This window comes from Frigoribacterium sp. VKM Ac-1396 (genome assembly GCF_015350895.1).
Classification (GTDB): domain Bacteria; phylum Actinomycetota; class Actinomycetes; order Actinomycetales; family Microbacteriaceae; genus Frigoribacterium.
The window spans coordinates 757823-771335 of record NZ_JADKSD010000001.1; the positions used below are offsets into that span (position 1 = coordinate 757823).

At 71.3% G+C, this 13513-nt stretch carries 10 protein-coding genes; 4 read left to right on the forward strand and 6 right to left on the reverse strand.

All coding sequences use genetic code 11. The features are described 5' to 3' along the window. Positions 1-30 precede the first annotated feature (30 nt). Together ITJ55_RS16180 and ITJ55_RS03570 are read left to right on the forward strand one after the other, a co-directional pair. On the forward strand, positions 31-165 hold the full coding sequence (locus ITJ55_RS16180) for a hypothetical protein (protein ID WP_255521207.1): 135 nt from the start codon (positions 31-33) through the stop codon (positions 163-165). A 6-nt stretch (positions 166-171) separates the two neighbouring features. After that, positions 172-1305 (forward strand): NADH:flavin oxidoreductase/NADH oxidase, encoded by a 1134-nt coding sequence (locus ITJ55_RS03570; RefSeq protein ID WP_194594104.1) that lies wholly within the window; start codon positions 172-174, stop codon positions 1303-1305. An 89-nt stretch (positions 1306-1394) separates the two neighbouring features. On the opposite strand, the gene ITJ55_RS03575 is transcribed toward ITJ55_RS03570, so the two are convergent. The 3 genes from ITJ55_RS03575 to ITJ55_RS03585 all read right to left on the reverse strand — a co-directional run bounded on the left by ITJ55_RS03575 (position 1395) and on the right by ITJ55_RS03585 (position 5511). Further along, complete coding sequence (locus ITJ55_RS03575; protein ID WP_194594105.1) at positions 1395-2435, reverse strand: hemolysin family protein; 1041 nt, start codon at positions 2433-2435, stop codon at positions 1395-1397. Continuing rightward, the gene (locus ITJ55_RS03580) at positions 2432-3883 is read right to left on the reverse strand and encodes a hemolysin family protein (protein ID WP_194594106.1); all 1452 of its coding nucleotides are present in this window, start codon (positions 3881-3883) and stop codon (positions 2432-2434) included. Before ITJ55_RS03580 ends, ITJ55_RS03575 begins: the two co-directional genes overlap by 4 nt. A 191-nt stretch (positions 3884-4074) precedes the next feature. Then, positions 4075-5511 carry a GuaB1 family IMP dehydrogenase-related protein gene (locus tag ITJ55_RS03585; RefSeq protein WP_056257156.1) on the reverse strand — a complete coding sequence of 479 codons (1437 nt, stop codon included), beginning with the start codon at positions 5509-5511 and terminating at the stop codon, positions 4075-4077. A gap of 122 nt (positions 5512-5633) precedes the next feature. Here ITJ55_RS03585 and ITJ55_RS03590 point away from each other — a divergent pair, with 122 nt between their 5' ends. Next, the gene (locus ITJ55_RS03590; RefSeq protein WP_194594107.1) at positions 5634-9401 is read left to right on the forward strand and encodes a multifunctional oxoglutarate decarboxylase/oxoglutarate dehydrogenase thiamine pyrophosphate-binding subunit/dihydrolipoyllysine-residue succinyltransferase subunit; all 3768 of its coding nucleotides are present in this window, start codon (positions 5634-5636) and stop codon (positions 9399-9401) included. Between the two features lie 1038 nt (positions 9402-10439). Here ITJ55_RS03590 and ITJ55_RS03595 read toward each other — a convergent pair. From ITJ55_RS03595 to ITJ55_RS03605, 3 genes are all read right to left on the reverse strand, one after another. Further along, positions 10440-10880: a GNAT family N-acetyltransferase gene (locus ITJ55_RS03595; protein WP_194594108.1), complete on the reverse strand. Its 441-nt coding sequence runs from the start codon at positions 10878-10880 to the stop codon at positions 10440-10442. A 162-nt stretch (positions 10881-11042) separates the two neighbouring features. After that, entirely contained in the window at positions 11043-11288 is a 246-nt protein-coding gene (locus tag ITJ55_RS03600) for a zf-HC2 domain-containing protein (RefSeq protein ID WP_056257171.1), read from the reverse strand. Then, positions 11285-11974: a sigma-70 family RNA polymerase sigma factor gene (locus tag ITJ55_RS03605; RefSeq protein WP_194594109.1), complete on the reverse strand. Its 690-nt coding sequence runs from the start codon at positions 11972-11974 to the stop codon at positions 11285-11287. The genes ITJ55_RS03600 and ITJ55_RS03605 overlap by 4 nt, the downstream gene beginning before the upstream one ends. A gap of 96 nt (positions 11975-12070) precedes the next feature. Here ITJ55_RS03605 and aroA point away from each other — a divergent pair, with 96 nt between their 5' ends. Then, the gene (gene aroA, locus ITJ55_RS03610; RefSeq protein WP_194594110.1) at positions 12071-13486 is read left to right on the forward strand and encodes a 3-phosphoshikimate 1-carboxyvinyltransferase; all 1416 of its coding nucleotides are present in this window, start codon (positions 12071-12073) and stop codon (positions 13484-13486) included. Positions 13487-13513: the final 27 nt, after the last annotated feature.

The following is a 13513-nucleotide window of genomic DNA, read 5'->3' on the forward strand; positions in this document are numbered from 1 at the left end:
CCCGGCCGCGGAACAACCGCCGGCCGACCGGTGTTCGAGTACGACAGGTCCGACGACGTCGAGACCGCCCAGGCGCTCGGCATCACCGGGCACCTGTTCACCGGGCCCGAGCCCCTCCGACGCTTCGTCGGAGGCCTCGCCGCCCTCCCCACCGAAAGGCGATGACCCCTCGTGACGAACGCAGCACAGACGGCGCCCGCCCCCACGTCCCCCGCCGACCCGCCCGTCGGCCTCTTCGACCCGATCACCCTGCGCGGCCAGGGCTTCCGCAACCGGCTCTGGGTCGCGCCCATGTGCCAGTACTCGGCCGAGCTCGAGGACGGCGTCCCCACCGACTGGCACCTCGTGCACCTGGGCTCGCTCGCCCGAGGAGGCGCGGGTGCCGTCATCGCCGAGGCCACGTCGGTCACGCCCGAGGGCCGCATCTCGCCGCAAGACCTCGGCCTCTGGAACGACGCGCAGGTCGAGGCGTTCCGCCCGATCACCGCCTTCATCCGCTCGCAGGGCTCGGTGCCCGGCGTGCAGCTGGCCCACGCCGGTCGCAAGGCGTCGACCTTCCGCCCGTGGAGCGAGACGCAGGGCACCGTGCCCGCCGACCAGGGCGGCTGGACCACCGTCGCCCCCTCGGCCGTCGCCTTCGAGGGCTACGACGAGCCGGTGGCCCTGACCACCGAGGCGGTCGGCGGCCTGGTCGAGGCGTTCCGCGTCGCGGCGCGCCGCTCGATCGACGCCGGCTTCGAACTGATCGAGCTGCACGCGGCCCACGGCTACCTGCTGCACCAGTTCCTGTCGCCGCTCAGCAACCGACGCGACGACCAGTACGGCGGATCGCTCGACAACCGTGCGCGGTTCCTGCTCGAGGTCGTCGCGGCCGTCCGGGCCGAGGTCGGCGACGAGTACCCGCTGCTCGTCCGCTTCTCGGCGACCGACTGGGCCGACGGCGGCTGGAACGAGGACGACACCGCCACCGTCGCCGCCTGGGCGAGCGAGGCCGGCGCCGACCTGTTCGACATCTCGACCGGCGGCCTCGTCGCCGGCGTGAGCATCCCGGTGGGCCTCGGCTACCAGGTGCGCTTCGCCGAGCACGTCCGCAACCAGGGCCGTGTCGAGACCGGCGCCGTCGGGCTCATCGTCGGGGCCGAGCAGGCGAACGAGGTCGTCGCCAGCGGCCGCGCCGACGTCGTCCTTATGGCTCGGGAGTTCCTCCGCGACCCGCACTTCCCGTTGCGCGCCGCGGCCGAGCTCGGGGTCGAGCTCGACTACACGCCGTCGCAGTACCTGCGGGCGCCCTTCCGCGTGCGCTGAGCGGCCGGACGCCCCCTCGACGACGCGACCCGCGCCTCCTCGCCCCCACGGGTCGGGAGGCGCGGGTCGCGTCGTCCGTGCAGGCTCGCTCAGCGACGCCGGGTCGCGTCCTGCACCTCGCCGATGAGCTCCTCGAGGATGTCTTCGAGGAACAACACGCCGCGCGTAGCCCCGGACTCGTCGAACGAGCGTGCCACGTGCACGCCGCTGCGACGCATGGTGGCCAGGGCGTCCTCGAGCTCGGTGCCCTGGAAGATAGAGATCAGCTGGCGGATGCGCTTCGGCGGGACCGGGTCGGCGAACTCGTCCTCGTCGAGGTCGATGACGTCCTTCAGGTGCAGGTAGCCCGTGGGGTCGCCGTCGTCGTCGACCAGCACGTACCGCGAGAAGCCGCGTTGGGCGACGGCCCGCTCGACGTCGTGCGGGGTGGCGTCCTCGGGCAGCGTGACGAGCTCGGCCATCGGGACGGCCGTCTGCGCGACGGTCTTCTCGGTGAACTCGAACGCCGCACGCACCGTGCCCGTGGCGTCGGTGAGCATGCCCTCACGCTGCGACTGCGCCACGATCGTCGCGACCTCGTCGACCGTGTAGGCGCTCGTCGCCTCGTCCTTCGGCTCGACCTTGAAGGCCCGCAGCACGGCGTTGGCCGAGTGGTTGAGGGCCAGCACGACCACGTGCAGCACACGGGCGATCGCGACGAGCGGCGGTGCCAGCAGCAAGGCCGCGCGGTCGGGCAGCGAGAACGAGATGTTCTTCGGCACCATCTCGCCGAACACGACGTGCAAGAACGACACGAGCACCAGCGTGATGACGAAGCCGACGACGCCGACCAGCTCGGGGCTGAGCCCGGTCCAGCCGAGCGGGCCCTCGAGCAGGTGGTGGATCGACGGCTCGGACACGTTGAGGATCAGCAGCGAACAGATGGTGATGCCGAGCTGGGTCGTCGCCAGCATCATCGTCGCGTGCTCCATGGCCCAGAGCGTGGTCTTGGCCGCGCGACTGCCGGCCTCGGCCTTCGGCTCGATCTGCGAGCGGCGGGCCGAGATGACGGCGAACTCGGCGGCGACGAAGAACGCGTTGCCCGCGAGCAGCACGACCAGCCAGACGATGCCCCACCAGTCGCTGCTCATCGGGTCACCTCTTTCGTGCGGACGGCACGCCGGTCGTCCTCGACGCCGGTGCGCACCGTCGAGGGCAGCGCCTTCGGGTCGCGTCGGCCGGACCGGTCGCGCTCGTCGCGTCCGTCGCGACGCCCCGGCAGGGCCGTGGGGACCTCGGCCACGTCGTCGGGTGTTGGCGTGAAGCGGATGCGGTCGATGCGACGCCCGTCGAGGCGCTCGACGCGGAACCCGCCGTCGTCGGTCTCGACCACGTCGCCGACCTTCGGCAGGCGCCCGAGCTCGCTCATCAGCCAGCCGCCGACGGTCTCGTAGGGGCCGTCCTCCGGCACCTTGACCGAGGCCCGCTCGAGCAGCTCGTCGGGGCGCAGCAAGCCGGGGAAGGTCAGCCAGTTGCGCGACCGCACGACGTCGACGCGACTGCGGTCGTGCTCGTCGCTGACCTCGCCGACGAGCTCTTCGATCAGGTCTTCGAGGGTGACGACGCCGGCCGTGCCGCCGTACTCGTCGACGACGACGGCCATCTGGTAGCCGCGACCGCGCACCTCGCCGAGCAGGTTGTCGAGCGTCATGGTCTCGGGCACGCGGACCGCGTCGGTCAGCAGGGCGGAGACGGGGACGTCGGCCCGCTTCTCGCGCGGCACCGAGACGGCCTGCTTGACGTGGACGAGGCCCACGACGTCGTCGATGCCGTCGTCGGTCACCGGGAACCGCGAGTAGCCGGTCCGACGGGCCAGCTCGAGGACGGTCTCGGCCGAGTCGCCACGCGAGACCGTCGACAGACGGGGCCTCGGCGTCATGACGTCGGACGCCGTGTGGTCGCTGAAGACGAGCGTCCGCGCCAGCAGGGTCGCCGTGTCGCGGTCGAGGCTGCCCTCGGTCGCCGACCGGCGGACGAGCGACGAGAGCTCTTCGGCCGTGCGGGCCCCCGACAGCTCTTCTTTCGGCTCGATGCCCATGGCCCGCAGCACCGCGTTGGCGGTGTTGTTGAGCAGGGCGACGGCGGGCTTGAACACCGTGGTGAACAGCACCTGGAACGGGATGACGAGCTTGGCGGTCTTGAGCGGCAGCGCGAGGGCGAAGTTCTTCGGCACGAGCTCGCCGACGATCATCGAGAGCAGGGTGGCGACGACGATCGACACGATCGGTGCGCCGACGGTGACGATGCCCTCGGGCACCCCGACCGCCGTCAGGGGCGGCGAGATGAGCCGCGAGATCGCGGGCTCCATCGTGTAGCCGGTCAGCAACGTGGTCAGCGTGATGCCGAGCTGGGCGCTCGACAGGTGCGTCGACGTGATGCGGAGCGCGCCGATGGTGGGCGCGAGCCCCTTCTCACCCCGCGTCTGCCGTGCTTCGAGGTCGGAGCGGTCGAGGTTGACCAGCGAGAACTCGCTGGCGACGAAGAGCCCGGTGCCCACGGTGAGCAGCAGGCCGAAGGCGAGCAGCAGCCATTCGTTCATCGGGTGCCGTCACCCCGTCCGACGGCCGTGGGGCCCGTGGTCAGGAGGCGCGGCGTGCGATGGTGAGAGGGTGCGGTCGTCTGAGACGGAGGGTCATCCATAGACGGGTGATCTTACGGCACCGGCACCGTTCCCGTGGAGCGACTTCGCCCGGCCCCGCGTCGACCGCGGGGCCACGGGCCGGGCGGCCGTCACCAGCTGACGGGCAGCGCCTTGCCCTCTTCGTAGCCCGCCGCCGACTGCACGCCGACGAGGGCTCGCTCGGCGAACTCGGCGACGCTCCTCGCCCCGGCGTAGGTGAACGAGCTGCGGACGCCCGACGTGATCATGTCGAGCAGGTCCTCGACGCCCGGGCGCAGCGGGTCGAGGTAGATCTTCGACGACGAGATGCCCTCGGCGAAGAGCGTCTTGCGGGCGAGCTCGTACGGGTCGAGACGCTCGAAGCGACCCCGGACGGCCTTGGTCGAGGCCATGCCCCAGCTCTCTTTGTAGAGGCCGCGCTCGTCGCTCGCCAGCTCGCCCGGGGCCTCGATGGTGCCGGCGAACCACGAGCCGATCATGACCGACGAGGCACCGGCCGCGAGGGCCAGGGCCACGTCGCGGGGGTAGCGGACGCCACCGTCGGCCCAGACGTGGGCGCCGAGGGCCCGGGCCGTGGCGGCCGTCTCGAGCACCGCCGAGAACTGCGGGCGCCCCACGGCGGTCATCATGCGCGTGGTGCACATGGCACCGGGCCCGACGCCGACCTTGACGATGGAGGCCCCGGCCGCGACGAGGTGCCGGACGGCCTCTTCGGTCACGACGTTGCCGGCGACGATCGGCAGGCCGAGGTCGAGGCCCGAGACGGTCTGCACGGCCCGGATCATGCCGTCCTGGTCGCCGTGCGCCGTGTCGATCACGAGCACGTCGACGCCCGCCGCGGCCAGGGCCTTCGCTTTGCCTGCCACGTCGCCGTTGATGCCGACGGCCGCGGCGACCCGCAACCGGCCGTCACCGTCGACGGCGGGCCGGTAGATGGTCGACCGCAAGGCGCTCTTGCGGCTGACCGTGCCGACGACCTGGCCGTGGCGCAGCACGGGCGCGAAGTGGATGTCGGCCGCGACCATGCGGTCGAACGCGTCGCGCGGACTGTCGACGTCGTCGGCGTCGAGCGAGGTCAGGGCACCGTGCAGCAGGTCGCCCAGCACCGCGTCCCGAGGGGCGGTGGCGAGGCGCGAGGTGGCGATGCAGCCGAGGTAGGCGCCGCTGCCGTCGTGCAGCACGATGCCGTGGCCCTCGACGGCGGGCACGACCGAGAGCGCCTGCTCGACGGTCTGCCCGGCGTCGAGCGAGTACGGCGTGTCGTAGTCGACGGGTTGGGCCTTGACCCAGCGGATGGCGGCGTCGAGGTCTTGCAGGTGCATGTCTTGCGGCAGCACGCCGAGGCCGCCGCGACGGGCCAGGGTCGCCGCGAGGCGGGGGCCCGTGACCGAGTTCATGTTGGCCGACACGATCGGGATCGTCGCCCCGGTGCCGTCGCCCGGAGCGAGGGACACGTCGAGCCGGCTGGTGATCGACGACCGGCTCGGGACGAGGAACACGTCGGAGTAGGTCAGATCGTGCGTGGGGGTCGTCTCGTAGAACCGCATGGGTCAACGGTAATCCCTGTGAGTCGTCCCGCCGAGGTCCGACCGTTTGCGCTTAAGCTGGTCGCGGTGGGCGTCGCTGCCCCCGCACTGATCAACAATCAACGGAGAGTGGGCGATCGGCTGTGTCAAGCCACGTGACCGGTACAACTGACGACGGCGCTGCGGCGGAGTTCGGGGCCAACGAATGGCTCGTCGACGAGCTCTACGAGCAGTGGGTGGTCGACAAGAACTCGGTCGACGAGTCGTGGTGGCCGATCCTCGAGGCCTACACGCCGGCCGAGGGCGGGGCCGCACCGACCTCGCCGGCCGCGCCGTCCGTCGAGACCGCACCCGCGCCTCCTGCGCCCGCTGCCGCCCCCGCCGCACCTGCGGCTGCCGGTGCCGCGGCGCCGGCCGGGCAGAAGGCAGCCGCCCGCACGACCTCGGTCGAGCCCACGGCCAAGCCCATCCCGGCCCAGGTGCCCGACAAGGCCAAGGCCAAGCCCGCGACGCCCGGCGAGCAGCCCACGCCCGAGGCCGAGGCCGTCGTCGCCCCGCTGCGCGGCATGGCCAAGTCGCTCGCGACGAACATGGACGCCAGCCTGAGCGTGCCCACCGCGACGAGCGTCCGCACGATCCCGGCGAAGCTGATGATCGACAACCGCATCGTCATCAACAACCACCTCAAGCGCGCCCGCGGCGGCAAGGTCTCGTTCACCCACCTCATCGGCTGGGCGCTCGTGCAGGCCCTGAAAGAGTTCCCCAGCCAGAACGTCTTCTACGACGAGGTCGACGGCAAGCCGTCGGTCGTGACCCCCGCGCACGTCAACCTCGGCCTGGCGATCGACATCCCGAAGCCCGACGGCACCCGGGCCCTGCTCGTCCCCGGCATCAAGAAGGCCGAAGAGATGCACTTCGGCGAGTTCCTCACCGCCTACGAAGACATCGTGAAGCGGGCCCGCGACAACAAGCTCGCCGCGGCCGACTTCCAGGGCAACACGATCTCGCTGACGAACCCCGGCGGCATCGGCACCGTGCACAGCGTGCCGCGGCTCATGAAGGGCGCGGGGGCCATCATCGGCGCCGGCGCGCTCGACTACCCGGCCGAGTTCCAGGGCTCGGCGTCGAAGACGCTCGTCGAGCTGGGCATCGGCAAGACGATCACGCTCACCAGCACCTACGACCACCGGGTCATCCAGGGTGCCGGCTCGGGCGAGTTCCTGAAGAAGGTGCACGAGCTGCTGATCGGGCAGCGCGGCTTCTACGAGGACATCTTCGCGGCGCTGCGCATCCCGTACGAGCCGATCCACTGGAACGCCGACATCAACGTCAACCTGGCCGAGCGCGTCAGCAAGACGGCCCGCGTCCAAGAGCTGATCAACAGCTACCGCGTGCGCGGCCACCTGATGGCCGACATCGACCCGCTCGAGTACCGCCAGCGCACGCACCCCGACCTGGCGATCGAGAGCCACGGGCTGACCTTCTGGGACCTCGACCGAGAGTTCGTCACCGGCGGCCTCGGCGGCCGGACGCACGCCCTGCTGCGCGACATCCTCGGCATCCTGCGCGACTCGTACTGCCGCACCATCGGCGTCGAGTACATGCACATCCAAGACCCGGCGCAGCGCACGTGGATCCAAGACCACCTCGAGGTGCCGTACACCAAGCCGTCGCACGACGAGCAGATGCGCATCCTCGCGAAGCTCAACGAGGCCGAGGCCTTCGAGACCTTCCTGCAGACCAAGTACGTCGGTCAGAAGCGCTTCAGCCTCGAGGGGGGCGAGTCGACGATCTCGCTGCTCGACACGGTCATGCAGCACGCCGCCCGCGAGGGCCTCGACGAGGTCGCGATCGGCATGGCCCACCGCGGCCGCCTGAACGTGTTGACGAACATCGCCGGCAAGACGTACGGCCAGATCTTCCGCGAGTTCGAGGGCACCCAAGACCCGAAGACCGTGCAGGGCTCGGGCGACGTCAAGTACCACCTCGGCACCGAGGGCGAGTTCACGAGCGCCGTGGGCGAGACGATCCCGGTCTACCTCGCCGCGAACCCGTCGCACCTCGAGGCCGGCGACGGCGTGCTCGAGGGCATCGTGCGCGCCAAGCAAGACCGAGGTGCGGCCGGCGTCTTCGGCACGCTGCCGATCCTGATCCACGGCGACGCCGCCATGGCCGGCCAGGGCGTCGTCGTCGAGACCCTGCAGATGTCGCAGCTGCGCGGCTACCGCGTCGGCGGCACGATCCACGTCGTCATCAACAACCAGGTGGGCTTCACGACGCCGCCGTCCGAGTCGCGCACCTCGGTCTACTCGACCGACGTGGCCAAGACGATCCAGGCGCCGATCTTCCACGTCAACGGCGACGACCCCGAGGCCGTGGCCCGCGTGGCCGAGCTCGCCTTCGCCTACCGTCAGCAGTTCAAGCGCGACATCGTCATCGACCTCGTCTGCTACCGCCGTCGCGGTCACAACGAGGGCGACGACCCCTCGATGACGCAGCCGCTGATGTACAACCTCATCGAGCAGAAGCGCTCGGTGCGCACCCTCTACACCGAGGCCCTGGTCGGTCGCGGCGACATCACGCAAGACGAGTACGACGGAGCCCACCGCGACTTCCAGGACCGCCTCGAGCGCGCCTTCGCCGAGACCCACGCGGCCCAGACCGGGTCCATCCCCGTCGTCACGAGCGACGACGGCGACGTCGCCGACCTCGAGCGACCCGTCGCCCAGCAGGACGACGCCCGGGGCGAGCCCGAGAGCACGGCCGTCTCGACCGAGCTGGTGCACGACATCGGTGACGCGCACGACAACCCGCCGGCCGGGTTCTCGGTGCACCCGAAGCTGCAGCAGCTGCTCAAGAAGCGCGTCGACATGAGCCGCAACGGCGGCATCGACTGGGCTTTCGCCGAGCTGCTCGCCTTCGGCTCGTTGCTCACCGAGGGCACGCCCGTCCGACTCGCCGGGCAAGACAGCCGTCGCGGCACCTTCGTGCAGCGGCACTCGGTGCTGCACGACCGCGAGAACGGTCAGGAGTGGCTGCCGTTGCAGAACATCGCCGACAACCAGGCGAAGCTCTGGATCTACGACTCGCTGCTCAGCGAGTACGCCGCGATGGCGTTCGAGTACGGCTACTCGGTCGAGCGGGCCGACGCACTCGTGCTGTGGGAGGCCCAGTTCGGCGACTTCAGCAACGGCGCCCAGACGGTCATCGACGAGTTCATCTCGTCGGCCGAGCAGAAGTGGGGCCAGCGGTCGAGCGTCGTGCTGCTGTTGCCGCACGGCTACGAGGGTCAGGGCCCCGACCACTCGTCGGCCCGCATGGAGCGATTCCTGCAGCTCTGCGCCGAAGACAACATGACGATCGCCCGACCGTCGACACCGGCGTCGTACTTCCACCTGCTGCGTCGTCAGGCCTACGCCCGTCCGCGTCGTCCGCTCGTGGTCTTCACCCCGAAGGCCATGCTGCGCCTGCGCGGGGCGACCAGCGGGGTCGACGCGTTCACCTCGGGTCGCTTCGAGCCCGTGCTCGACTGCACCCGCGTCACCGAGCCCGAGTCGACGAAGCGCGTCGTGCTGCACAGCGGCAAGATCCACTACGACCTGGCCACCGAGCTCGACAAACGAGGCGTGCAGAACGACGTCGCCCTGGTCCGCTTCGAGCAGCTCTACCCGCTGCCGCTCGAACGCATCAGGCAGGTGCTCGACCGCTACCCGTCGGCCGAGTTGGTCTGGGCACAAGAAGAGCCCGAGAACCAGGGCGCCTGGCCGTTCGTGGTGCTCGAGTTGCAGAAGCACCTCGACCGTCAGATCCGCGTCGCCTCGCGTCCGGCGTCGGCCTCGCCGGCCGCCGGGTCGAACAAGGCCAGCGCGCTCCAGCAGACGGCCCTGATCGCCGAGGCGCTCGACTTCTAGCCGCTCGCCTCCGCGCACGACCGTGGCCGCGCCTCCTGCAGGAGGCGCGGCCACACTCGTCGGCCCCGCCTCGCGCCCCTGCTCCCCTGCCCCCGCGCCCCTGCCGCGCCCCCCTGCCGCACGCCCGTGCCCACTGCCCGCGCGCCCCAGCCCGCGCTCCCGCCCGAGCCCACCCGGGCCTGACTCCGGTGTCGGCAACTCAGGAGTTCTGCCGCCTCTCGGGCGCCTCAGTGCTGCGAGCGCGCCGATCTCCTGGGTTGCCGACGTCTGGCGACGTGCTGGCTGGCACCCACACTCCCCCGGGTCCGCCGTCGGGCCTGGCCCGCGGTTGCGCTGGGCCCGCGGTTGCGCCGGGCCCGTCCCCACGTCGGCAACTCAGGAGTCCTGCAGACCCTGGGGCGCCTCCGTGCTGCGAGCGCGCCGAACTCCTGAGTTGCCGACCTCGATCGCGCGCTCCGGGCGGCACGCTCACTGAGGCCGGGGTCGCCCTCAAACCGGTGTCGACCTGACCTCGGTGTCGCCCTCACCCCGGGCCCGACCTCCCTCCGCGCTCGGCCCCACCCCGGGTCCGGCCTCCCTCCGGGCTCGGCCTCCCCCGGGCTCGGCCTCACCCCGGGTCCGGCCTCACCCCGGGCTCGGCCCCAGGCGGCAACTCAGGAGTTGCGCCGCCTCTCGGGCGCCTGCGCGCCGCGAACGCGGCGATCTCCTGAGTTGCCGTCGTCGTCCACCCGCGTCGGGCGACCCGGCCTCACCTCCGCGAACGGCCCGGGTCGGTCGCTCAACGGGGGCGCAGAGCTCGAGACGGCGTCGGCAAGTCAGGAAAACGACCGACTCGAGGCCCAGCGGAACCCTTCGAAGGGCCGATCTCCTGAGTTGCCGACCAGGCGGGTGGGGGGCGCGGGGTCGCGGCGACTGACCTCCGCGGGCCGCACCGATGCCGAACAGTTCTGACACCGGTCGAGCAACCCCTCGACGAACCGACCCACGGACCGACCAGGGCGCAGACGATGCGACAGGAACCGCCTCGCTACCAGGCGGTCAGATCAGCTTCGAGTAACGGACGCCGGCCTCGTGGTAGCCGCGCTTGCGGTAGAAGCGGTTCGCCGAGTCGGTCGCCGCGGCCGACACGGCGTTGAGGACGCGCGCGCGGTTGCCGCGAGCCCAGGCCTCGACGTGCCCGAGGAGGTGCGAGCCGACTCCGTCGCGACGGGCGCGGTCCGAGACCACGAGCAGCAGCAGCTCGGCCGTCGGTGCGTCGTCGTTGTACGCCCAGCGGAGGTGGGCCCCGGCGACCGCGGAGATGCGTTCGTCGTCGTCGCGCACGACCCACGTCTCGTAGCCGGACTCGCTCGTCAGCCGGTCGAGTCGCGCCGAGAGGACGTCCGAGTCGAGCTGGTAGCCGAGCAGACCCATCAACGACACGAGGTCGTCCAGGTCGCGGGTGGTCGGGATGCCGAGGGGCTGCACCGGTGCGGTCATGGGACGACGCTAGCGCAGCCCCGGGTCGCCTTCGCACCCTGGCCCGGCTCGACCTTCCGCCGGAACGGCGGCCGCGGTGCCCGAACCGGTCACGGCCGGACCCCGACGGACGACCAGAGCGGCGAAGGAGGCGCGGCGCCGGTCACCGGCGCCGCGCCCGCCTCAGCGGTGGGCCGACTGCAGCTCGCGCAACCGGGCGAGCACGGTGGCGCGCAGGTCTTCGGGGGCGGTCTCGCGGCAGGCGCGTTGGACTGCCTCGGTCAGCACGACGCCGACCTTGTGCTCGCCCTCGCAGTCGACGCAGTTCGCCATGTGCTCGCGGATGTCGGCCGCGTCCTCGCGGCACAGTTCGTCGTGCAGGTACTCTTCGAGCTCTGCCTTGGCCTTGGTGCAACCGCAGTCGGTCATTTCTTTCCGCCCTTCGACGAGCCGACGGGCACGGCGATGCCGCGATCGCGTGCGTAGTCGGCGAGGAGTTCACGCAGCAGGCGACGGCCGCGGTGGAGGCGGCTCATCACGGTGCCCACGGGGGTCTTCATGATGTCGGCGATCTCTTGGTACGAGAAGCCTTCGACGTCGGCGAAGTACACGGCCATGCGGAAGTCTTCGGGGACCTTCTGCAGGGCGTCCTTCACGGCGCTGTCGGGCAGGTGGTCGATCGCCTCGGCCTCGGCCGAGCGCGTCGAGCCGGAGGCGCGGGTCGCCGACTCGGCGCCGCCCATCTGCCAGTCTTCGAGCTCGTCGATCGTGCCCTGGTAGGGGTCACGCTGCTTCTTGCGGTACGTGTTGATGAACGTGTTGGTCTGGATGCGGTAGAGCCAGGCCTTCAGGTTGGTGCCCTGCTGGAACTGCGCGAAGGCGGCGTACGCCTTGACGAAGGTCTCTTGGACGAGGTCGGACGCGTCGGCCGGGTTGCGCGTCATGCGCATGGCCGCCGCGTAGAGCTGGTCCATGAACGGCAGGGCCTGGTCTTCGAACAGGGCGCGCTTCTCGGCGTCGGCGTCGACGGCCTCGAGGGCTGCGTCGACGTCGGCCTCGGTCGGTTCGACGTCGGTCGTGGTCGGTGTGGGCTCGTGGCCCTCGGGGGTGCTCATCAGGGCCGATTCTAGTTCGGCGACGGTGATTTCCCTCGGTGCAAGTGCGACAGGCACAGGTCCTCCAGGTTCTCGCTGCATTACTGTGGTGAACCGATGCAGGTGTACAGGTATTCCGGGCCCGAGTTCTCTCCCTACGGCGACGGGAAGGTTCCCGAGGTCGACGAGGGGCGCTGGGTCGCGCCCACCGCCTCCGGCCCCTTGCGCGCCTCCACGGCGTTGCCCGGCTCGAAGTCGCTGACGAACCGCGAGCTCGTGCTCTCGGCGCTGGCCTCGTCGCCGTCGACGCTGCGCCTGCCGCTGCACTCGCGCGACACCGCCCTGATGGTCGAGGCGCTGAAGGCGCTCGGCACGACGGTCACCGAGACGCCGAACGACTCCCCCTTCGGCCCCGACCTCGTCGTTACCCCCGGCGAGCTGCAGGGCGGCGCGACGGTCGACTGCGGGCTCGCCGGCACCGTCATGCGCTTCCTGCCACCGGTCGCGGCCTTGGCTCTCGGCCCGGTCACGTTCGACGGCGACGCGAGCGCCCGCAAGCGTCCGATGCGCACGACCATCGAGGCCCTTCGTGCGTTGGGCGTCGAGGTGAACGACGACGGCCGGGGTTCGCTGCCCTTCAGCCTCTACGGCACGGGCGAGGTCGAGGGTGGCGACGTCGAGATCGACGCGTCGGCCTCGAGCCAGTTCGTGTCGGGCCTGCTGCTCTCGGCCCCGCGCTTCGAGCGGGGGCTCACCCTCACCCACAGCGGCGAACGCCTGCCGAGCCTGCCCCACATCGAGATGACGATCGACGCGCTCGCCCGGCGCGGGGTCGAGGTCGAGTCGCCGTCCGCCGGCGTCTGGGTCGTGCCGCCGACGCCGATCGCGGGTCGCGAGGTGGTGGTCGAACCCGACCTGTCGAACGCGGCGCCGTTCTTGGTGGCGGCCCTGGTCGCCGGCGGCACCGTCTCGATCGCGCACTGGCCCGCCGAGACGACCCAGGTCGGAGCCGACCTCGTCGACCTGCTGCCCCTCTGGGGCGCGACCGTCACGCTCGACGGCGACACCTTGACCGTCGACGGCGGGGTCGGCCTGATCGGCGGCGGCTCGTTGCCGGGCGTCGACGTCGACCTGTCGCGCGGTGGCGAGCTCGCCCCGGCCCTCGTCGCCCTGGCCGCGCTGGCGTCCGGCCCGAGCACGATCACCGGCATCGGGCACCTCCGCGGTCACGAGACCGACCGTCTCGCGGCCCTCGCGGCCGAGATCAACGCCCTGGGAGGCGCGGTGACCGAACTCGAGGACGGCCTGCGCCTCGAGCCGTCCCCGCTGCACGCCGGACAGTGGCGCACCTACGAGGACCACCGCATGGCGACCGCCGCGGCGATCATCGGCCTCGCGGTCGAGGGCGTCGAACTCGACGACGTGCGCGTCGTCGCCAAGACGTTGCCGCAGTTCGTCGAGCTGTGGGACGAGATGCTCGGCCGGGCCGTGCACGAGAGCCCCGCCGACATCGACCTGCTCGGGTTCCTCTAGGCGGCGGGCGGACGACGATGAGCGGGT